Raw genomic sequence first — 19688 nt, forward strand, 5'->3', positions numbered from 1 at the left:
AGGAGAACCGCGATGGAACGGGCCTTACCGGCTGAGATCGTTACCCTGAAGGACGTCGCAGCTGCCAGTGGCGTCAGCATCTCCACGGCCAGCCGGGCCCTGGATGAACGCATCCCGTCCCGTTCAGCGGCCGCAATACACGTCCGGAAAATCGCTGAGGAGCTCGGCTATCGGCGGAACTCCTTCGCCTCAAGTCTTCGCCGCGGCGAGACCCGGACGTTGGGTGTCTTGGTCCCCCGCCTGAGCGACACCGTCATGGCCCTGATGTTCGAAGAACTCGAAAAGGCCGCCTCTTCCCGCGGCTACTTCGCCATGGTCGCTACCAGTGGGGATGACCCTGAGGATGAACGACGCGCAGCCGAAACACTCCTGGACAGAAACGTCGACGGGTTGATTCTCGCCACGGCACGCCTCGATGACGAACTCCCCCGGCGGCTGCGTGAGCGCCGGGTAGCCCATGCGCTGGTGCTGCGCACCGACGGTATCAGCCCCTCCGCGCTCGGAGACGACGAGATTGGTGGATACCTCGCCGTACGCCACCTCATAGACCTCGGTCACCGTGACATTGCTGTTGTTACCGGTCCCGCCTTCACATCAACCGGAACCGCACGCCTGGCAGGAGCCCGGAAAGCACTGGGCGAAGCAGGGATACAGCCGCGCGAAGAATGGCTGATCGCAGCCGGATACGGCATCGAGAATGGATATTCGGCAGGTGAAACCCTGCTTGGACACACTGCGGGAAACCGACCCACAGCCATATTCGCAGCCAATGACAACATTGCCATGGGGGTCATTGCCGCGGCGCACCATCACCGGATCGAGATAGGGAAAGACCTGGCCCTCGTGGGCTATAACGACATCCCCCTGGCTGCCAGGCTCTCCACGCCCCTGACGTCCGTGCGGGTACCCCTGGACCAGATCGCCGCCACCGCGATCGACCTCATTATGAATCCCGGAAAGGAACCGCGCATACGGAAATCCCTTCCAACGCTCATTCCCCGCGAATCCAGCGGCGCCCCCAAACACTTTCCGCGGTAAGGGGGCGTCTACGCCTGGAGCCTCAGCTCCATGAACACGCTGTTGGGGTCCAGGACATAGTCGGCGAAGGGCGGGCACTCGGTGAAACCGTGCCGGGCGTAGAGACGCCGTGCGGGCGCGAAGTAATCCTCTGTTCCGGTCTCCAGGAAGACGTGCCCAAGGTTCCGGGCACGGGCGTCCTCAAGGATATGCCGAATCATGAGGGTGGCCACACCCCGTCCCCGCGCCGTTGCCGTGGTGCGCATCGACTTGATCTCGCCGTGCCTTGCGGCGCCGGCGGGGGAGGGCAAAAGTTTGAGGGCGCCGCACCCCAGCAGCGCGCCGTCCTCGCGTGCGGTCCAGAACGAGATGGACGGCGCGGACAGCGCGGAATGGTCCAGCGCGTGGACGCTTTCAGCGGGCGAGGTGGCGAACATGTCCGCCAGGTGCTCGCTCAGGAGCAGACGGACGTCATCACGCGCGGGGCTGTCCCGCTCAATCAAAATCATCGCTACAAATTTACCCGTTGCGCCCGGCCCCGCAGGTGTGCCAAGATTCCCATGATCGTGACCAGGCCGCAGGAGGTGAGACCCATGAATGCTGTATCCGCAATGGGTGCTCCCCGCAGTCCACGATCGAGCGGCTGAACTAGTCGCCACCGGGAGCGCCGAATCAGGCAATTCGCGAAGGGCGACTCCCATGAACTCAACACCTTCTTTAACTCCGCACGGCACCTTTGCGGTGTCTTCCGGGCGGGCACTGGTCCTTGGCGGCGGCGGCTCAACAGGAAATGCATGGCTGATCGGCGTCCTCGCCGGGCTGGCCGATGCCGGTTTGGACGTGGCCGGCGCCGAGCTGGTCATCGGCACCTCCGCCGGGTCAACAGCTGCAGCCCAGATCGCCGGCGCCCCTCCCGCCGAACTCTATGCGGCCGTCCTTGACGCTGCGCCGCAGCAACGAACGGCTCCGGCCGGAGCAGCTGCTGGGGTGAGTCCCGCCAGGCCGGTGTCCGACCACCTCGAGCGGACTGACCGGATCATCGCCTCAGCTGCAGATCCAGCCGACATGCGCCGCAGGATGGGCGCGCTGGCGCTGGACCTCGCTTCCGCGCATGACGCCACCGGGCGGTGGCGCGAAACCGTCGCCAGCCGGCTGCCAATCCGGGAGTGGCCGCAGCACAGGCTGCTCATTACGGCGGTCGATGCCCGCACCGGCGAACCGGCCGTCTTCGACCGCAACAGCGGCGTGGACCTGGTGGACGCCGTCGCCGCCAGCTGTGCCAGCGGGTTCGCCTACGGGATCGGGGACAGGCGCTATATCGACGGCGGCTACCGGCGCAACGAGAACGCCGACCTTGCCGCGGGGCACGGGCGCGTCCTGGTGCTTTCGCCCTTTGGCGGCAGGACCCGGATGCCGCTCGAATGGGGCATGCAGCTCACCGCGCAGATGGCGGAGCTGACCGCAGGTGGGAGCAGGGTGGAAACGGTCTTCCCGGACAGCGGTTCCGAGCACATGTTTGGCGCCAACGCCATGGATCTGTCACTTCGTCCGGCCGCGGCCCGGGCTGGGTTCAGCCACGGTGAAAAGCTGGCCCCGCAGCTCACTGAATTCTGGCTTTGAGTGGGTGGTTTTCCTGCGGCAATTTCGGAAATTTCGGCGCCATGCCCAAATCAGCAGAATCATCAATTTAATGTTTTTGTACTCCGCTCCGAAAAATGATTTGACCCCGCCGCAGGGCAGGCGGAGGCGGCTGCGTGGGGCGATTTTGGGAGGGCTGGATAAATATATAAAACGGCGTAGGGTGGCGGGTATCGCAAGCAAGGAAAGGCGTGATTCCGATGTCCGGAAAATCTCCCAGGGGCTCCGCTGCCAAAAAGGTCGGCAAGTCGATTCTTGAAAAACGGGCCGACAAAAAAGCGAAACATGAAAGCGGCGTACTCAACATCGTGAAGCCGCGCAAGAACCAGCGCTGACAGGCCCGCGGGCGGCCGGAACTCCTAGCCCGGCCGCCCGCTGCTGACGGCCGGGATCAAAGCAGGAAGGGCGACGGCGGGTGCCTACCCGCCGTCGTCCTTCCTGCCTGACTGCCAGTCCTCGATGGTGACGCCGCGCCAGAAGGTGTTTTTGCCGCTCTCCCGCAGGTAGCCGGCGTTGACAGTGTCGCGCGGGAAGTAGTGGTGCCGGCGGCGGGCTTGTTTCCGGTGACGGCGCTATCGCGGGCTTTTGTCGATGACGCAGAACCGGTTCCCGTCCGGATCCTCCAGGACCACGAAGTCCGGGTCATCCGGGTACAGGTCCCAGTCCACCCGCTGGGCGCCCAGCGAGACCAACCGGTCAACCTCCGCAGCCTGGTCATCCGCGTAGAGGTCCAGGTGGATCCGCGGGTGGTCCTGGACGGGCGTTTCGCTGAGCTGGAGGGACAGTTCCGCGCCAGGGCCCGACGCCGGCACGAGGGTCACCCACGTGTCGTCGCCAGGTTCCCGCGGGACGTAGCCGATGGCGGCGTTCCAGAAGTTGGCGGCGGCGGCAACGTCGTTGACGCCGAGGACGATGGTTCCGATGGTCAACATCCGCCCAGCCTAAACCCGGTCCTTGGGGACCGGCCAGGTTCCTGCGCATGGGGGAGCGCCGGTGTCTGCGAAAGCTGCGCGTCCACGGCAATAGGCACGAAAGAGTAAATTCTGAAGATATGACAGAGATCCGCTGGCTGGAAGCATTTGTTGCGGTTGCCGAAGAACTGCATTTCGGCCGTGCCGCACAGCGCCTGCACACTTCGCAGTCGCCGCTGAGCCAGACCATCCTGAAGCTGGAGGCGGACCTGGGGACGCGTCTCTTTGAACGCAACACCAGAAGCGTAGCCCTCACACCGGCAGGGTATGCCCTGCTGCCGCGGGCGTACCGTGTGCTCCATGAAATGCGCCTTGCCCGGGAGGCGGCCCAGACCGAGGAGGCGGGCATCCGTGGCAACATCAGGATTGGATTCTCAGGTGCTGTAAACCATCTCACTCTTCCGCCGCTCACCCGCGCCGTCCGGCGTCGCTATCCCGACATCAAGATGGACCTCACCAGCCGGGTCCGAACGGCTGATGGACTGGCCAGCGTCGCGAAGGGCGCTCTCGATCTTGCTTTCGTTGGCCTTCCCGAATCCCCGCCAGCGTCGGTGATGACCAGGCTGGTTGCCAGTGAGGAAGTCGGCGCGGTACTTCCTTTGGACCATCCGCTGGCCCAGGAACAGTCCATCCCATTGAAGTCACTGGCAACCGACGACTTCATTTCCCCGCCGCTGGATGGCTCATCGTCAATGACCGACGTGATGCTCGCGGCCTGCCAGGCGGCGGGATTCCGTCCCCGCATCGTCCAGGAGTTGTCAGACCCCTACATGGTGTTGACCTTCGTCGCCGCCGGTGTGGGGGTCACCCTGATGAGCAGCGGGATAGCGGGCATCATTCCCTCCGGAGCCACATACGTGGCCCTGGATGACCCGCCGCATTTCATGAACGCGTGGTCGGCGGAGAACGATTCAGCCGTCCTGGCCGCTGTGCTCGGAGTTGTCGAAGAGATCTTTCCGGAGATCCCCGCTGACGGCACCTAACTCCACTTAGTGGAATAGCAGCATAGTGATAGATCATTTTAGTCGTGGACTAGCTAAGTGATGACAGCCACACTGGATGGAGCAGCCGCATCAAGCGGCGAACCACAAGAAAGGGAACTCCATGTCAGTGTCGACATCGGCTCCAGCACGCCCCAAAAACAACGCGAAAATCGCGGCCGTATCCGGCTTCGTGGGCAGCGCACTTGAGTACTACGACTTTTTCATCTTCGGCTCCGCGGCAGCGCTGATCTTCGGCAAGCTGTTCTTCGCGCCCGGCCCCTCCGCCATGCTGCTGTCCTTTGCAACGGTGGGCGTCGCCTACATCGCCCGCCCGCTCGGAGCAGTGGTCTGCGGGCACCTCGGCGACAAGTTCGGCCGCAAGCGGGTCCTGCTCCTGACCCTGCTGCTAATGGGTACCTCGACCTTCCTCATCGGCTGCCTGCCTACCTATAGCCAAATCGGGATGGCAGCGCCCATCCTCATCGTGGTTCTTCGCCTTGTGCAGGGACTTTCGGCGGGCGGCGAATCACCCGGATCAAGCTCACTGACCCTTGAGCACGCCCCTGACGGGAAGCGCGCCTTCTACACCAGCTGGACGATGAGCGGCATCATGTTCGGCATCGTGCTTTCCACCCTCGTCTTTATTCCGGTGGCATCCATGCCCGAAGACCAGCTGTTCTCCTGGGGCTGGCGCATCCCCTTCCTCGCCAGCGCAGTAGTCACAGTCATCGCCTTTATCCTCCGCCGCCTCCTCGAAGAGCCTGCCGTCTTCGAGGAAGTCAAAGAGCACGACGCAGTGGTCAAGGTACCGCTTGTTACGCTGTTCCGGCATCACTGGGCAACCGTCATCCGCGTCACGGCAATGTCGCTGTTCACCATCATCAACACCATCATCAACGTCTTCGCCCTCTCCTACGCCACCTCGGTGGTCGGCGTGGAAAAGGGACTCATGCTGACGGTGATCGCCGTCGCGAACCTTGCCGCCGTCGCCATGGGTCCGCTGGCAGGCATGCTGTCGGACCGGATCGGCCGCAAACCCGTCTTCGTCTCCGGGCTGCTGCTGCAGATCGGCATGATCTACGTGTTCTTCATGGCCCTCTCCGCCGCGAACGTCCCGCTGATCTTCCTCACCGGCATCCTGCTGATCGGTGTCGCCTACACGTCCACCAACTCCATCTACCCCGCCTACTTCCCGGAGCAGTTCCCGGTCAGGGTCCGGTACTCGGGCATGGCCATCAGCCTCATGTTCGGACTGCTCCTGGCCGGATTCGCCCCGGTCATTTCCGAGCTGCTGATCGGTGGGGACAAAGCCAACTGGGTGCCGGTCGCAACCTTCGCCGCGGTGGCCTGTGCCATCTCCGCGGTCGCTGCGCTGATGGCACCCGAGACCTTCAAGACTCCAACTGCCCAGCTGGGACTCAAGAAGTCTGACCTGGCGCGCCACCCGGCGTCGTCCGCCATTCCTGCGGCAGCCACCGCCAAGGTGCAGGCATGAGCCAGCTCGCGCTGCCTGGCCTGTGGTCATTCCAACCACGTGAAGCCGATACCGGCCACCGGTTTGTCGTCGGACTGCTCGGATCGGGGATCGGCGGCTCACTGACCCCGGCCCTACATGAAGCGGAAGCCGATAGCCTGGGCCTTTCCTACACGTACCGAGTCATCGATCTGGACGTCATCGGAGAACCCGCAGAGCGGTCCGCGGCACTGGTGCGGCGCGCAGCAGACCTCGGATTCGACGGCCTGAACATCACCCATCCGAGCAAACAACTGGTGCAGGACGGCCTCGACGAACTCTCACCCGAAGCCCGGATCCTCGGTGCCGTCAACACCGTCACTTTCCACAACGGAAGGGCGGTGGGCCACAACACGGACCACGTTGGCTTCATCGGCGGTCTCCGGGCCGGCCTTCCGACCGCAACGACCGGCTCGGTGGTTCAGATCGGTGCCGGGGGAGCCGGTGCGGCAGTGGCCTTCGGGCTGCTCAGCGCCGGAACCAGGAACCTGGTCATTGCTGATATTGAACCGGCAAGGGCCGAAGATCTCGCCGCCAGGCTCGCCCGGCACTTCCCGGGCAGCCAGCTGTCAGTGAGCGGGACGGATGCCATCGCCGGAAGCCTCCGGGAGGCCGACGGGCTGGTGAACTCCACGCCCATCGGCATGACAGGCCACCCCGGTACACCGGTGGATCCGGACCTCATCCACCCCGGCCTGTGGGTGGCGGACGTGGTCTACCGGCCGCTCGAAACCCAATTGATCAGGGCAGCGCGTGGCAAGGGCTGCGCTGTACTTGACGGCGGCCGCATGGTGGTTGGCCAGGCAGCCGCCGCCTTCGAACTCTTCACCGGGATTCCCGCAGACGCTGACCGCATGCTTGCCAACTTCCGACGGGCGGTTAGCCGATGACACGCCAGGCACCGGCCACCATCACCGGGTCCCGCTGCCTGGTGGTCGGGGCAGCCAGCGGCATCGGGCGTGCGACGGCGTCATGCCTTCGGGCGTCCGGAGCGGCGGTGGTCGGCGCCGACCTGCCCTCGGCAACCTGGCCCGGAGAAGCCGGGACCTCGTCACTGGCCATGGACGTCACCAACCCGAAGTCCGTTGCTGCGGCCGTGTCCGCCGCAACGGAGGACATGGGAGGGCTCGACGCGGTGGTGAACTGCGCCGGCATCCTGGGTCCCGTGTCCCCTGCGGCGGACATGTCCGTGGAAGACTTCGAACGCATCATCAGGATCAACCTGACCGGGGCGTTCATCGTCTCCCGGGCCGTCCTGCCGCGAATGGCAGAAGCAGGCTACGGCCGGCTGCTCCACATTTCCTCGACAGCCGGCAAGGAAGGCGTGGCCAACATGGCCGCCTACTCTGCCAGCAAAGCCGGGATCCTGGGCCTGGTCAAGTCCCTCGCCAAGGAGTTTGCGCTGTCAGGGGTCACCGTCAACGCCCTCGCCCCGGGCAATGTTGTAACCCCGCTCTTCGCCGAAGTTCCGCAGGAACAACAGGCAGCCCAGGCCGCCAAAATCCCGATGGGCAGGTTCGGCACGCCCGCCGAGGCGGCCTCGCTCATCCAATTCATCATTTCGCCGGCGGCCTCCTACACCACTGGCTTCGTTTTCGACCTGTCCGGCGGCCGCGCCGCCTACTAGGCCGGAACCAGCCGGCCGCCCGGACCCACACACTTTCCCACCGCACCAGAAAGACGGCACCAGTCGATGAACACCGCACCACCTCCCACCGCCCGCCCTCTCCGGATTGGAATCGCAGGATGCGGCGCAATCTCCCGCAACCACCTGGAGGCCTTCCGCGCCCTTGACCACGTCACCATCGCCGGGGTCTGCGACATCGACCTGGACCGTGCGCGTGGCACTGCCGGGGCGTGGGGGATCCCGGCGGCAGTGAACACCGTCCGGGAGCTCCTGGACCTGGGCCTGGATATCATCTCCGTCTGCACGCCGCACCCCACCCATGAGGATGTGGTGTTGCAGGCCGCTGCGGCAGGGGTCCATGTTCTTTGTGAAAAGCCCATCACCATTGAGCTGGCATCGGCTGAGCGGATGGTGAAGGCCTGCGGGGATGCCGGTGTGAAGTTGGGCGTCCTCTTCCAACGCCGGTTCTGGCCTGCCGCGCAGCGCATCCGTGCAGCGATTGACGACGGCACGCTGGGCCGGCCCATCATGGGCCAATGCTCGGTGATGTTGTACCGCGAACCGGAGTACTACTCCCGGGATGCCTGGCGCGGAACGTGGGCCAACGACGGCGGCGGCGTCCTGATGACCCAGGCCATCCATTACATCGACCTGCTGCAGTGGTTCATGGGAGATGTGGCAGAGGTCTACGGGAAGATCACCACCTACAAGCACGGCGGGCACATCGAAGTGGAGGACTCAGCGACGGCCGTCATTACCTTCACCTCCGGTGCCATGGCCACCCTTGAAGCGTCGACGGCGGTGTCCCCGAGCCTTGGCGTGCAGGTCCGGATCACGGGGGAGACCGGTGCCTCCGCGTCCCTCACCGAATTCCCGGAAGGCAGCGACGGGCGGGTGGACCTGTGGGCAGTATCCGGGACGGTCAGCACCGAGCCTGCCTACCCGGAAGGAATGCAGGGGAACGTTCCCCTGGAAAGGATCAATGGCCAACTCATCCCCCACCACACCTCCCAGGTCAAGGATTTTGTCCAGGCCGTCCGTGAAGGAGGCGAACCGGCCATCACAGGCCGGGACGCCACGAAGGCCCTGCGGATCCTGCTGGCGGTTTACGAATCGTCCCGTACCGGCAAACCCGTCCACTTCACCCAACTGCCGTCAGATACCCTGCCCCGTGTTCGGGTTGGAGGCTAAGGAACGTCATGGAATCCAACGCACGCCACGCCGCCCGTCCGCTCACCCTGGGCCGCAACGGCCGCACCCCAAAAACTCTCCGTAACCGCCTCGCCTCCGCTCCCATGGAACGCAATTACGGAACCGCCGACGGCCGGATCACCGAGCAGTACATCGACTATCTGGTGACCCGCGCCAAGGCCGGGCTGGGGATGGTCACCACCGAGGCCACGTATGTCCGCGCCGACGGCAAGGGCCGCACCCACCAGCTGGGCCTGCACAGTGATGCCATGATCCCGGGTTTGCGCAGACTCACGGACGCCCTGCACGCGGAAGGCGCGCTGGCCGCCGTCGAACTCAACCATGGTGGGCGCACCGCCCAGGCCGCCGTGTCCGGTCTCCGGAACGTGGCGCCCTCACCGGTGGCGTGCGAGGTGGCCGGCGGCGAGGTTCCGCGTGAACTCACCGTGGAAGAGTGCCACGAACTGGCGGAAGCCTACGCCCACGCCGCCCGCCGGGCGGTCCAAGCAGGGTTCGACGTCATCAACATCCACGGCGCCCACGGCTACCTGATCCATCAGTTCATGTCGCCCATTTCCAACCACCGCACGGATGAATTCGCCGCCCCGGAACGTTTCATGAACCTGGTCATCGATGCAGTGCGGGCGGCTGTCCCGGACACCATTGTGGGCATGAGGGTGTCAGTTGTTGAAGGTCCAGCGGACGGCATCACCGCCGAGCAGCAGGTGGCCATCATCGCCAGGGCCCACCTGGAGCACCTGGACTTCCTGGACCTCTCCGCCGGCAGCTACGAAGCCGGCGAATGGATTGTGCAATCCGGCGAATGGAAACCTGGAATCCTCGCTGACTACGCCAAGGCGTACCGACAGTTCGGCCTGCCCCTTGGGATGGCGGGGCGCCTGAACTCCCCGGCCATCATCGAAGAAGTACTCCGGGAGGAAACCTGCGATTTCGTCAGCCTTGCCCGCGCCATCCACGCCGACCCGGCTTTCGTCGGCGGCGTCCTCCAGGGCGGCCGCTACCGTCCCTGCATCGCCTGCAACGTCTGCATCGACAACCTGGGGCTCGGCCAGGTGACCTGCACCGTTAACCCGGCCGTGGGACGTTCCCGCGTTCCCGTTCCCACACCTGCCGTTCGCGAAGGATCCCGCGTTGTCGTGGTGGGTGCCGGCCCTGCGGGCCTTACGGCAGCCCGGGAACTTGCTGAAGCGGGAGCGCAGGTGACCGTCCTCGACGACGGCGCCCGCGCGGGCGGTCAGTTCGCCCTCGCCGAGCGGATGAAGTCCACGCCGGACTTCCACCGTTTTGCCGAATGGTCCGCGGAGGAGAATACACGGCTGGGCATCGATGTCCGGCTGGGGGTCCACGTGAATACCGGCCGCCTGGACGACCTTGTCCGCGGCATGGAAGCAGACGCCGTCGTGCTGGCAACGGGGGGTCTCCGACCCGCGGCAGGATTCACCGGGGCAGACTCCGCCAACGTTCTGGATGTCCGCGAGTGGCTCGCCAAGCACCCGGAGGTTCTCGGCGCCGGTCCGTCAGACAGTGAAGTCCCTGATGCCGTGACCATCTGGGGAGCGGACTCCGTCGCCATGAGCGTCGCTGACACTTTGGCCCACAGGGGGACGGCTGTCCTGCTGGTGGGCCCGCAGGAGGCCATCGCGCCGGAATCCGGGCGGAGGGCCAAGATCCTGGCCGTGCCCCGGCTTGAGGCCAACCCACGGGTACGGATCCGGCTTGGCTCGACGATTGAAGAGTACGACGGCGGCCGGGTCCTGATCAGCGGTCCGGGCCTGGCTCCCGAGGGGGAGTGGCTGGACGCGCCGGGACCGCTCCTGGTTTCGCGCTCCGTGGTTCCGCTTGACGGGTCCGTCCCGGCGCGGATCCGGGACGGAGAGCTGGGCCGCCAGGCCACCGTGCCGGTGACGCTGGCCGGGACCGTGGCGGACCAGGCCCCGGCCATTGCCTCCAACGCCGTCAAGAGCGGCTATGACGCAGCGCAGAGGATCGCCGGGCTGCTGGCGTCCAGCGCCGCCGCAAACACCGAATTGAGCCTGAACGGAGCATCGTCATGACCGGAAATGCGCACAGGCCCATCGGCCTGGCCCAGCTGTCCCTGCTGAACACGGCCCCGCCTGAACTTGTGGGCGTGGCAGCCCGGGCGGGCTTTGATTTCGTCGGCGTCCGGGTCCGGCCCGTAACGCCGTCCGAACGGCGTTACGATCTGCAGCCCGGTTCACCGATGCTGCGCGAAACGCTGGCCCGGATCAAGGACACGGGCGTCGGCGTACGGGACATCGAATTCCTGCTTCTTGACGGAAGCGACCAGCGCGACGCGTGGCTGCGGATGATGGAAGCCGGCCAGGCACTCGGTGCCAGTTCCCTGACGGTGGCCGGCGGCGATCCGGACAGCACCCGCCTGACGGACACACTGGCGCGGATGACCGAGGACGGTCGAGGTTTCGGCATCACACCCACCCTGGAGGCGATCTCCTACCAGCCGGTCGCCTCCATCGCCCATGCAGCTGGCATCGCGCGACAGGCGGGCTGCGGGATCGTGGTGGATACCCTCCATTTAAACCGCTGCAGCGGTCCGGGCGCGGCCGCCCAGTGGAAGGAGCTGCGCGCCAACGCGGACCTCGTGCCGCTCCTGCAGTTGTGCGACGGGCCGGCAGCACAGCCGGTCAGCCGTGAGGCGCTGGTCTTAGAGTCGCGGTCTGAGCGCGGGATTCCCGGCGAGGGCGGGTTCGGCCTTGCGGAGGCGGTTGCCGCGGTGCCGCCCGGACTTCCGGTCAGTGCGGAGGTGCCCTCGGACCGGCGCGTGGCGGAATTCGGCGAGCTCGGCTGGGCACGCAGGCTCAAGGCAGGCGTTGACACTGTGCTGGCGCAGGCCGGCAGCAGGCAGTCGAACAGCTCTGTCCGCGCGGCGGCCGCGACATGAGCGCCACCACAAGCGAGATCACGACGGCGGAGCTTACGCCGGGTGTGCGCATTCCGCTCGTCGGCCTGGGAACATGGCCCTTGACTGGTGAGGGCGCCGCAGCGGCGGTGCAGCAGGCCATCGGCAACGGCTACCGGCATATCGATACGGCCGAGAACTACGGCAACGAAGAAGCGGTGGGGGAGGGGATCCGCCGCAGCGGTATCGGGCGCGGAGACCTTTTCCTCACCAGCAAATTCAACAGCCGGTGGCACAGCCGCAGCGGAGTGCGTGATGCCTTCGGCGAGGCTGTAAAGCGGCTCCGCGTCGACTACCTGGACTTGTTCCTGGTTCACTGGCCCAACCCAACCCAGGGGAGGTTCGTCGAAGCCTGCGAAGGACTGCAGGAACTTGTCAATGACGGCTCCATCAGGGCCTGGGGCGTCTCCAACTTCAAGCCGGCGCATCTACGGCTCGTTCAGGACGCAGGCCTTGCCGTCCCGCTGAACCAGGTCCAGGTGGACCCCGAGCACGGCCAGCCGGCGCAACTGGCCTGGCACCGTCGGCACGGGATAGTCACTGCCGCCTACAGCCCGTTGGGCCGCAACGGTAAGTTCCTCGGCCATCCTGCGGTGACCGGACCGGCGCGGCAGCTCGGCAAAACCCCCGCCCAAATTGTCCTGCGCTGGCATGTCCAGCAGGGCCGGGTGGCGGTGCCGAAGTCCGCGGACGGCCAACGCCAGCGCGAGAACCTGGACGTTTTCGGCTTTGCCCTGGCACCGGAACAGCTTGAGGCCATCGACGCCCTGGAGACCGGCGCGCCGCCGCGCCTGGACTCCGACACCTTCTTCCATTAAGAAAGCACCGAAATGACTGCATCATCAACAACACCTTCATCTGCCCTGCCGACGATAGACTGCGACGTCCTGGTAGTCGGCTCCGGGGCCGGCGGCCTGTCCGCCGCCGTCACGGCTGCCTACCACGGCTTAAAGGTCATTGTGGTGGAAAAAGCCGAGGTCTGCGGCGGGGCCACATCATGGTCCGGTGGGTGGGCCTGGACGCCCGGAAATCCATTGGCCAAGGCCGACGGCGTCGCCGAGGACCGGGAACTGTTCCGTACGTACCTGCGCCACTGTCTCGGCCGGAATTATCAGGAGGAGCGGGTAGAGGCCTTTCTGGAAGCGGTCCCGCACATGGTTGGCTTCTTCCAGAACAAGACAAGCCTCCAGTTCGTGCCGGGAACCAAGATCAAGGACATCTACGGCAACACCCCGGGCGCGGGCGCCGGCCACCGCTCAGTGGGGCCCAAGCCAATGAACGCCCGCCGGATCAAGCCAGAGCTGCGCGCCAAGATGCGCCACCAGCTCTACGAAACCTCGTTCCTGGGAATGGGGATCATGGCGGGTCCTGACCTGACCAAGTTCCTCTCCGCCTCCCGGGGCAACATCAGGGGCATCGTCCATGCAGGTTGGCGGGTGGGCTTCCACCTCCTGGACCTCCTCACACACCGCCGGAACATGCAGCTTGTCAACGGCACGGCCCTCACCGGGCGCCTGCTGAAGTCGGCAGATGACCTGGGGGTGGAAATCCGCGTCTCCAGCCCAGCCAAGCACCTGCTTACCGACGGTTCCGGCACGGTGACGGGCGCCGTCGTAAGTTCCCCGCAAGGTGAGCTGCAGATCAATGCCTCCCGCGGCGTCGTCCTGGCCGCAGGCGGCTTCCCCAATGACATCTCCCGGCGCAAGGCGCTGTTCCCCGGGAACCCCACGGGCCGGGAGCATTGGACACTGGCACCGAAGGAAACCACCGGGGACGGCATCACCATGGCCCAGGCCATTGGGGCACGCTTCGAGACCGATGTCGCGTCGCCCGCTGCATGGTGCCCGGTGTCGCTGGTCCCGTACCGGAACGGACGGACCGGTACGTTTCCGCACATCATGGACCGTGCCAAGCCGGGCAGCATCGGAGTCCGCCGGGATGGCAAGCGGTTCGTCAACGAGGCAAACGGCTACTACGACTACGTTGAAGGCCTGCTCAATGCGACCCCCGAGGGTGAGCCCGTAGAGGCGTGGCAAATCGCCGATGCCGCGTTCGTGCGGAAGTTCCCCCTGGGCATGGCGAAACCCCTGCCGGTGCCTCTCTTCCCGTACATACGGTCCGGCTACCTCAAGAAGGGCAACACCATTGAGGAACTGGCGGCAGCATGCGGGATTGATCCACAAGGGCTAACGGCCACAGTGGCAGCCTTCAACGCCAATGCCCACCTGGGCATCGACCCCGACTTCAACCGCGGAGAGACCGAGTTCAACAGGTACGGCGGCGACCCCGGAAACACCCCCAACCCTTCACTGCGTCCCCTGGAAAAGGGCCCCTTCTACGCAGTGAAAATTGTCCCCGGATCCTTCGGTACCTTTGCCGGACTCGCAGCCGATCATCACGCACGGGTCCTGGATACGCAGGGCCAGCCCATCAGCGGCCTTTACGTTGCGGGCAACGACCAGGCCTCAGTCATGGGTGGGCACTACCCGGCTGGCGGAATCAACCTGGGCCCCGCGCTGACCTTTGGGTACATTGCGGGGCGCCACCTCGCGGACGCTACGGAGTATGAAGACGACAACACCCCCGAACCGGGAGTACAGGGGAGCCAAGTTCATCCAGGCTGAGAGACGTGCAAGCTGCGAGAGCCCGGCTCCCCTGCCGGAACCGGGCTTTCCCGTCCCGGGACTAAACGGCAGGCACCACGCTGCAATCCGCCCTTGAACCAGCGAGCTGCGGCGCCCACCCGTCACTTCCCTGCAGGTAGGTCCTGGTCGTGTACTTGGCCGCCTCAGCCGCGGGCAACTGCGGACGGTCGGGGGTAACCTGCGCGCCGGGGCCGTGGTTGTTGTACTCATGGAACCGCGCCTCGCGCCAGGAGAAACCGCTCATGTCCGTCCACGGCGTGCCGGAGATGTGGGCGCCAAGCCAGGAGTCCCGCACCAGGACCTGGGCAACGGCTTTCGGGTCGCCGCTGGGATGCCACGGCCTGCCGAGATGGACGGTGTCCCTCGCCGCGTCCGACACCAGCCGGCACTGGTCGAAGAGGTAACCGTGCGGGATGGACAGGTCCTGGCTGCCCGCCGTCACGTAACCGTTGTTGGTGGCGGAACCCCGATCCAGGGATTTGATTTCGCAGCCTCTGAAGACGGCCGTTCCGCGGCCGAAGATGAAGTCCACGTCGCCTTCCACATAGCAGCCGTCAAAGTAGAAACGGGCCTGGACGCCTGCAGCCGGTGAGTTGACCAGCAGGGTGTCCTGGTTGCCCAACAGCCTGATGTTGGACAGCACCGACCGGTCCGCCGTGATGTGCAGCGCCACGGCCTGGCGGTCCTTCATCCCCGTGTTGGCTGCCTCGTCGAAATCGTTGCTGATGGTCAGGTTCCGGGCCACAAAGTCCGGCCCGTCGATCCGGACGGACGCGCTGCCGGAGGTGCCAAAGTTCCCGCTGCCACCCGGCTTGGGGGTGCCGGACGCGTTGTTGAAGACCAGCACCACCTCCTCGGGACGTCCGCCCTGGCCGATGAAGGAGATCCGCGGCTTGTCAGCCGGAACCCGCACGGCTTCGCGGTAGGTGCCGGGCTGGATCCTGATGACGGCCCGCTGGAGGCTCCCCGCAGGCGCGGAATCCACGGCGGCCTGTACGGTAGCGAACGTCCTGCCGGGTCCGACGTCGAGCGTCATCGGGACGTCGATGGGCCGCTCGGCCGGCCAGTACATGTCGAGCAGGGGTTCCGTGACGGCATCGATGTTCTGGAAATAGCCCGGCGGGACGATCTCCTTGGACTGCAGTTCACGTGCCACGAGGCGGGCCACCGCCACCGCGCCGGCGGCCTGGAAATGCGTGTTGTCCTCCGAACCCTGAGGGTACTGCGGGTGCTCGCCGGGAGCCAGGAAAAGGAACTGCGACTTGGTTCCTTCCGGCCCCAGCTGCTGCCAGAGCTGCTTCGAGGACGCGGTGAGGTCCACCAAAGGAGTGCCGGACGCGGCGGCAAGCTCCCGGACAGCCTGCGGATACGCTCCGTGGGAGTCCTTCGCATTGCCGAACGAGTCGAAGCGGCGGCGTTCCACCGGGGTGACCAGCACAGGTTTTCCCCCGCGTGCCCTGGCCCCGTCGATGTACCTGCCCAGGTACTCCTTGAACGTGGTGTCCGGGAGCGTTCCGCGCGCTGGGTCCGCCACCTTTTCGTCATTGTGGCCGAAAGAGACCAGCAGGTAATCGCCCGCCTGCATCAAGGTCAGCACCTGGTCCAGCAGCCCGGCGTCGGCAAAGCTCTTCGAGGAGGCGCCGGACCATGCGTAATCAAAGACGGTTGCCTGCGACCCCAACAGGAGTGGCAGGGCCTGGCCCCAACCGGCGCGGGGGCGCTCGGACTGCTGGTAGGCCGACGACGTCGAGTCCCCGACCACGAAGATGACCGGCCTGTTGCGGGGTTTCGTGGGGTCGGGGCCAGCTTGGGCGAAGGCCGCCGCCATGCCCGTTCCAGGGAAGGCTGCGGCGCCGGCGGTGAGTGCCAGCGCTGTCAGGACGCTGCGGCGGCTGGGCAGGATGGCAGCCATCAGAGGTCGCCTCCGGCCGTGAAGACCGGGCCCGTGGAGTCCTTGAGCAGTGCCGGCACGGCCTGGGCCGGGTGGACCTGGGTGCGCAGGGCAGGTATCCAGGACGTGTCCTCGGCCAGCTGGTCTGCGGGCGCCGCGGCGGCGTTGTACTCGGCGCGAATGTCGGTGATCTTGCCATTGACTGCATTGGCGGTGGTGGTAATGGCCGTTCCCTTGTAGCGGCCGATGATCTCCGCCGCATCAACGCCGGCTGGAAGCGTGAAGGCGTTCGCCTCCGCGTAGAGGTGTGAGCTGAACCCGGCGCCCAGGCTGTATTCGTAGGGGATGGCGCTGTCTTCGGTCACCTTAAAGTGGTTGTTGTACACGTCCACGTGGCCGAACCGGACGCGTGGCGCGCGCTGGCCCACATTTTCAAAGACGTTGTGGTGGATGGTGACCCGCAGTTTGCCGGGGTCCCCGCGCGTGGGCGAATCGGTGGAGCCGATCAGCAGCAGCTTGTCGTGGTCGGAGAACCGGTTGTAGGACATGGTTACCAGGTCCGATCCGTTGGTGACATCGACGGCGCCATCATGCACCTGGTAGGGGCGGCCGAAGTAGAGCGGCTGGGAGCTGTCGAGATTGGGGGCGTCCGTGAAAGCAGAGTGGTCGATCCAGACGTGCGTGGCCTTGTTGATGACTTGCAGCAGGTCGTATTCGCTGTTCCAGTTCCCCTCAGTGCCATCTGTGGGATCCCACGCGGGAAAGCAGTCGGCAGCGTCCCGCAGGGTGAGGTTACGGACGATGACATTGCTGGCTCCGTTGATGCGGAGGGCTGCGCCGGTGATGCTGCTGCCGGGAGTGGCACCGACGATGGTGGTGTTGCCTGGGATGTCCCACCGGATGGTCTTCGCCTGCTTTGCGGCGGCCAGGCGCCTCGCGTCCTCCTGCGGGCCCTCCGGCTTGCGGTCCCGGCCGTAGGTTGCCGGATCAAAATCCTCGAGGTACTGCGCCAGGCTGTAGTTCGTGCCGCCCGCGTAGCTTTCGCAGGTGAGTGGCGAACCATCCGCGGCAGTGTTGGCGTCGATGCTGCCGTGGACACGGACAATCTTGGGCTGGTTGCCGCCGGTGGCGAATGCACCCAACAGTTCCGCCTTTGTGGAGACGTCGTAAACATTGGCGGCCTTTGCTGCCGAGCCGCCGGTGGTTCCAGTACCTTCGGATGCCCAGCCGTTTCCATTGGGAAGAATCTGGCGCTCAAGCGGCGTCTGGGCGGTCTGGGCCGTGGGATCCGCCACTGGAACTGGGGAAGCTCCTGCCGGTCCGGCAACGAGGAGTGCTCCTGCAATGGCAATGGCTGCAGACATGGACAAGTGCGTACTGCTTTTTCGCATGTTCTCTCTTCCGTCATTGGAATGAACTGCGCCCAGGACCGGGGGGCCACTATGCCGCCGACATTTGTGAGCGCTGACAAGGACCATATCCAGAAAACGGTTTCTCGGCAATAGTTCTACTCCGGCTAGACTCGCCTGCATGGGGGAGAACAACATGCCTGACGAGCGCCAACCGTCCAAACGCGGCAAGCTTCCAGCCGCCGTCGTGCCAGTGCTCGGTGCTGCGGCGGTGATGCTTGGCTGCCTGATCGCGTACCTGAACCGGAACTTCACCGGCTGGTCTGCCTATGCGCCGCTGAGCAAGACGCCCTTCAGCGCCAACGGCGCGGCCTTCGTCACCCAAGGGACCCAGATAGGCCTGGCCATCATGGCCGCCGGGCTGCTGGTGCTCGCATTCTGGGCCGGCTACCGGTTGGGACGGCGGGCGAAGCCCGGACGCTAAGGCGTCGCCAGACCCGAGCCAGCGGAGCCGCCCAGCGGAACCCGCCTTGATACGTCGGGAAATTCCGACATATACTTTGGGTGTGCTTCCCGATGTCTTTGCCGCCGTAGCCAACCCGGCACGGCGCACCATCCTGGACGAGCTTCGGCAGGGACCGCGGACGGCAGGTGAGCTTACCGGCCTGCTGGACCTCAGCCGCCCCGCCGCGTCCGAACACCTGGCCGTGCTTCGCGAGGTGGGGCTGGTCCGCGAGGAGCGGCAGGGCCGGAACCGGGTGTACCACCTCCAGCCTGCCGCCCTCGCCGAGGTCGGCGGCTGGGTAAAGAACTTTGAGCACTACTGGAACCGGCGGCTGGACGCGCTGGCAGACCTTTTGGACGAGGAGAATCCGTCATGACCGAGAATGCCATCCGGCTGGAACGCCACTACCCGCACCCTGCCCCGGCGGTGTGGGCTGCACTGACCACACCGGAACTGCTGGCGCGCTGGTGGGCGCCCGGCGATATTGAGCCCGTGGCGGGACATCGTTTCACCATGGACATGGACGCCTGGGGCCGGCAGCAGTGCGAGGTCCTTGCCGTGGAGGAGGGCAGCTCCATCAGCTTCCTCTTCTCCGAAGGCCAGCTGGACACCACCATCACCTGGCGGCTCGAACCGGTCGACGGCGGTACCGTCCTCCACTTCGAACACGCGGGCTTCCAAGTCGATACCCCTATGGGCCGCCATGCCATAGAAGGCATGGGCAACGGCTGGCCGGGCCTGCTGGCCCGCATTGACGGGATCCTCGCCGAAGTCTCCTGACGCCTAGGGGGAGCGGACGACGGCGGGACGCGCCCGCCGTCGTCCGCTCCCTTCGGCGCCTTCCGCAGGTTTACCGCCCGAAGGAGAAGGGTAACGATGGAGTATGACTGATTCAGGAGCGGGCGGCGCCAACGACCCCTTTGACGGCAGCGACGGGATCGTGGCCGGAACCGAGCACCTTGAGACGCCTGAAAGCATCGCCGAGGATGTCCGCCACGACATCCAACTGGGCCACGTCCAGGACGATGTTACCCACGTCCTTGAGGAGCGGTTCGAGGAAGCAGGCATTGAGGCCCGCCCTGAGGAAGTGGATGACCTCGCCGAAGAAATCGAGCGGGACGCATCAAGCTAAAACCCCTGGCATCGACGCCAAGGAGCAGGTGCTTCACCGAGCAGGACGGGCCTGAAACGGCAGGTAACAACCTGGTCCAGTGCGCTGGCCGTGTTGGGCGCATGGCTTGAAGGAGTCATACCGGTGGTCCAGGTGGCCCGCCCCTCAACAGGGTGGTTGCGGCTTAGGGCCAATCGGCCCGGGTGAAGCGTATGGGGCTCCGCAGTGTGAGAAGGCAATCGGATGTCCACTCGGCGACATTGCCTTGTGAGTCCTGTGCATTGGGCG

At 65.6% G+C, this 19688-nt stretch carries 20 protein-coding genes; 16 read left to right on the forward strand and 4 right to left on the reverse strand.

The features are described from left to right. Window positions 1-12: 12 nt before the first annotated feature. On the forward strand, window positions 13-1038 hold the full coding sequence (locus ACV095_RS02720) for a LacI family DNA-binding transcriptional regulator (RefSeq protein WP_478222856.1): 1026 nt from the start codon (window positions 13-15) through the stop codon (window positions 1036-1038). Window positions 1039-1046: 8 nt separating this feature from the next. On the opposite strand, the gene ACV095_RS02725 is transcribed toward ACV095_RS02720, so the two are convergent. After that, window positions 1047-1526, reverse strand: coding sequence for a GNAT family N-acetyltransferase (locus tag ACV095_RS02725; RefSeq protein WP_478222857.1), 480 nt, complete (start codon window positions 1524-1526; stop codon window positions 1047-1049). A gap of 190 nt (window positions 1527-1716) precedes the next feature. On the opposite strand from ACV095_RS02725, the gene ACV095_RS02730 reads away from it, so the two are divergent. Both ACV095_RS02730 and ACV095_RS02735 read left to right on the forward strand, forming a co-directional pair. Beyond that, window positions 1717-2637, forward strand: a complete 921-nt coding sequence (locus ACV095_RS02730) for a patatin-like phospholipase family protein (RefSeq protein WP_478222858.1) — start codon at window positions 1717-1719, stop codon at window positions 2635-2637. A 209-nt stretch (window positions 2638-2846) separates the two neighbouring features. Further along, window positions 2847-2990 (forward strand): hypothetical protein, encoded by a 144-nt coding sequence (locus ACV095_RS02735; protein WP_478223495.1) that lies wholly within the window; start codon window positions 2847-2849, stop codon window positions 2988-2990. A gap of 237 nt (window positions 2991-3227) precedes the next feature. On the opposite strand, the gene ACV095_RS02740 is transcribed toward ACV095_RS02735, so the two are convergent. Beyond that, window positions 3228-3587, reverse strand: coding sequence for a VOC family protein (locus ACV095_RS02740; protein WP_018770654.1), 360 nt, complete (start codon window positions 3585-3587; stop codon window positions 3228-3230). A gap of 119 nt (window positions 3588-3706) precedes the next feature. On the opposite strand from ACV095_RS02740, the gene ACV095_RS02745 reads away from it, so the two are divergent. The 9 genes from ACV095_RS02745 to ACV095_RS02785 all read left to right on the forward strand — a co-directional run bounded on the left by ACV095_RS02745 (window position 3707) and on the right by ACV095_RS02785 (window position 14523). Beyond that, a complete protein-coding gene (locus tag ACV095_RS02745) occupies window positions 3707-4609 on the forward strand; it encodes a LysR family transcriptional regulator (protein ID WP_478222859.1) in 903 nt (300 codons plus the stop codon). 121 nt (window positions 4610-4730) lie between these two features. After that, window positions 4731-6104, forward strand: coding sequence for an MFS transporter (locus ACV095_RS02750; RefSeq protein ID WP_018770652.1), 1374 nt, complete (start codon window positions 4731-4733; stop codon window positions 6102-6104). After that, window positions 6101-7012, forward strand: coding sequence for a shikimate dehydrogenase (locus tag ACV095_RS02755; RefSeq protein WP_018770651.1), 912 nt, complete (start codon window positions 6101-6103; stop codon window positions 7010-7012). The genes ACV095_RS02750 and ACV095_RS02755 overlap by 4 nt, the downstream gene beginning before the upstream one ends. Then, window positions 7009-7749 (forward strand): SDR family NAD(P)-dependent oxidoreductase, encoded by a 741-nt coding sequence (locus ACV095_RS02760; protein ID WP_223992734.1) that lies wholly within the window; start codon window positions 7009-7011, stop codon window positions 7747-7749. Before ACV095_RS02755 ends, ACV095_RS02760 begins: the two co-directional genes overlap by 4 nt. 66 nt (window positions 7750-7815) lie before the next feature. Continuing rightward, a complete protein-coding gene (locus tag ACV095_RS02765) occupies window positions 7816-8940 on the forward strand; it encodes a Gfo/Idh/MocA family protein (RefSeq protein ID WP_478222860.1) in 1125 nt (374 codons plus the stop codon). A gap of 8 nt (window positions 8941-8948) precedes the next feature. Further along, on the forward strand, window positions 8949-11015 hold the full coding sequence (locus tag ACV095_RS02770; protein WP_478222861.1) for an FAD-dependent oxidoreductase: 2067 nt from the start codon (window positions 8949-8951) through the stop codon (window positions 11013-11015). After that, the gene (locus ACV095_RS02775; protein WP_478222862.1) at window positions 11012-11881 is read left to right on the forward strand and encodes a sugar phosphate isomerase/epimerase family protein; all 870 of its coding nucleotides are present in this window, start codon (window positions 11012-11014) and stop codon (window positions 11879-11881) included. Before ACV095_RS02770 ends, ACV095_RS02775 begins: the two co-directional genes overlap by 4 nt. Then, entirely contained in the window at window positions 11878-12717 is an 840-nt protein-coding gene (locus ACV095_RS02780; protein ID WP_478222863.1) for an aldo/keto reductase, read from the forward strand. Before ACV095_RS02775 ends, ACV095_RS02780 begins: the two co-directional genes overlap by 4 nt. A 12-nt stretch (window positions 12718-12729) precedes the next feature. After that, window positions 12730-14523 (forward strand): FAD-dependent oxidoreductase, encoded by a 1794-nt coding sequence (locus tag ACV095_RS02785; RefSeq protein WP_478222864.1) that lies wholly within the window; start codon window positions 12730-12732, stop codon window positions 14521-14523. A gap of 61 nt (window positions 14524-14584) precedes the next feature. Here the strand turns inward: ACV095_RS02785 and ACV095_RS02790 are convergent, their stop codons facing one another. Both ACV095_RS02790 and ACV095_RS02795 read right to left on the reverse strand, forming a co-directional pair. Next, on the reverse strand, window positions 14585-16456 hold the full coding sequence (locus tag ACV095_RS02790) for a pectinesterase family protein (protein ID WP_478222865.1): 1872 nt from the start codon (window positions 16454-16456) through the stop codon (window positions 14585-14587). Further along, window positions 16456-17799, reverse strand: coding sequence for a pectate lyase family protein (locus ACV095_RS02795; protein ID WP_478222866.1), 1344 nt, complete (start codon window positions 17797-17799; stop codon window positions 16456-16458). The genes ACV095_RS02790 and ACV095_RS02795 overlap by 1 nt, the downstream gene beginning before the upstream one ends. A gap of 166 nt (window positions 17800-17965) precedes the next feature. Between ACV095_RS02795 and ACV095_RS02800 the strand changes: the two genes are divergently transcribed. The 4 genes from ACV095_RS02800 (at window position 17966) to ACV095_RS02815 (ending at window position 19421) form a co-directional block, all read left to right on the forward strand. Next, complete coding sequence (locus ACV095_RS02800) at window positions 17966-18268, forward strand: hypothetical protein (RefSeq protein ID WP_478222867.1); 303 nt, start codon at window positions 17966-17968, stop codon at window positions 18266-18268. Window positions 18269-18350: 82 nt separating this feature from the next. Next, complete coding sequence (locus ACV095_RS02805; protein ID WP_478222868.1) at window positions 18351-18665, forward strand: ArsR/SmtB family transcription factor; 315 nt, start codon at window positions 18351-18353, stop codon at window positions 18663-18665. Continuing rightward, window positions 18662-19069 carry an SRPBCC family protein gene (locus ACV095_RS02810; RefSeq protein WP_478222869.1) on the forward strand — a complete coding sequence of 136 codons (408 nt, stop codon included), beginning with the start codon at window positions 18662-18664 and terminating at the stop codon, window positions 19067-19069. Before ACV095_RS02805 ends, ACV095_RS02810 begins: the two co-directional genes overlap by 4 nt. A 103-nt stretch (window positions 19070-19172) precedes the next feature. Then, on the forward strand, window positions 19173-19421 hold the full coding sequence (locus ACV095_RS02815) for a hypothetical protein (protein WP_018770639.1): 249 nt from the start codon (window positions 19173-19175) through the stop codon (window positions 19419-19421). Window positions 19422-19688: the final 267 nt, after the last annotated feature.

This window comes from Arthrobacter sp. JDC6, assembly GCF_056484025.1.

Excerpts from the sequence above, each read along its gene's own strand:
- ACV095_RS02720 (WP_478222856.1), top strand. The coding sequence starts at position 13 with ATGGAACGGGCCTTACCGGCTGAGATCGTTACCCTGAAGGACGTCGCA.
- ACV095_RS02725 (WP_478222857.1), bottom strand. The coding sequence starts at position 1,526 with ATGATTTTGATTGAGCGGGACAGCCCCGCGCGTGATGACGTCCGTCTG.
- ACV095_RS02730 (WP_478222858.1), top strand. The coding sequence starts at position 1,717 with ATGAACTCAACACCTTCTTTAACTCCGCACGGCACCTTTGCGGTGTCT.
- ACV095_RS02740 (WP_018770654.1), bottom strand. The coding sequence starts at position 3,587 with ATGTTGACCATCGGAACCATCGTCCTCGGCGTCAACGACGTTGCCGCC.
- ACV095_RS02745 (WP_478222859.1), top strand. The coding sequence starts at position 3,707 with ATGACAGAGATCCGCTGGCTGGAAGCATTTGTTGCGGTTGCCGAAGAA.
- ACV095_RS02750 (WP_018770652.1), top strand. The coding sequence starts at position 4,731 with ATGTCAGTGTCGACATCGGCTCCAGCACGCCCCAAAAACAACGCGAAA.
- ACV095_RS02755 (WP_018770651.1), top strand. The coding sequence starts at position 6,101 with ATGAGCCAGCTCGCGCTGCCTGGCCTGTGGTCATTCCAACCACGTGAA.
- ACV095_RS02760 (WP_223992734.1), top strand. The coding sequence starts at position 7,009 with ATGACACGCCAGGCACCGGCCACCATCACCGGGTCCCGCTGCCTGGTG.
- ACV095_RS02765 (WP_478222860.1), top strand. The coding sequence starts at position 7,816 with ATGAACACCGCACCACCTCCCACCGCCCGCCCTCTCCGGATTGGAATC.
- ACV095_RS02770 (WP_478222861.1), top strand. The coding sequence starts at position 8,949 with ATGGAATCCAACGCACGCCACGCCGCCCGTCCGCTCACCCTGGGCCGC.
- ACV095_RS02775 (WP_478222862.1), top strand. The coding sequence starts at position 11,012 with ATGACCGGAAATGCGCACAGGCCCATCGGCCTGGCCCAGCTGTCCCTG.
- ACV095_RS02780 (WP_478222863.1), top strand. The coding sequence starts at position 11,878 with ATGAGCGCCACCACAAGCGAGATCACGACGGCGGAGCTTACGCCGGGT.
- ACV095_RS02785 (WP_478222864.1), top strand. The coding sequence starts at position 12,730 with ATGACTGCATCATCAACAACACCTTCATCTGCCCTGCCGACGATAGAC.
- ACV095_RS02790 (WP_478222865.1), bottom strand. The coding sequence starts at position 16,456 with ATGGCTGCCATCCTGCCCAGCCGCCGCAGCGTCCTGACAGCGCTGGCA.
- ACV095_RS02795 (WP_478222866.1), bottom strand. The coding sequence starts at position 17,799 with ATGTCTGCAGCCATTGCCATTGCAGGAGCACTCCTCGTTGCCGGACCG.
- ACV095_RS02800 (WP_478222867.1), top strand. The coding sequence starts at position 17,966 with ATGGGGGAGAACAACATGCCTGACGAGCGCCAACCGTCCAAACGCGGC.
- ACV095_RS02810 (WP_478222869.1), top strand. The coding sequence starts at position 18,662 with ATGACCGAGAATGCCATCCGGCTGGAACGCCACTACCCGCACCCTGCC.
- ACV095_RS02815 (WP_018770639.1), top strand. The coding sequence starts at position 19,173 with ATGACTGATTCAGGAGCGGGCGGCGCCAACGACCCCTTTGACGGCAGC.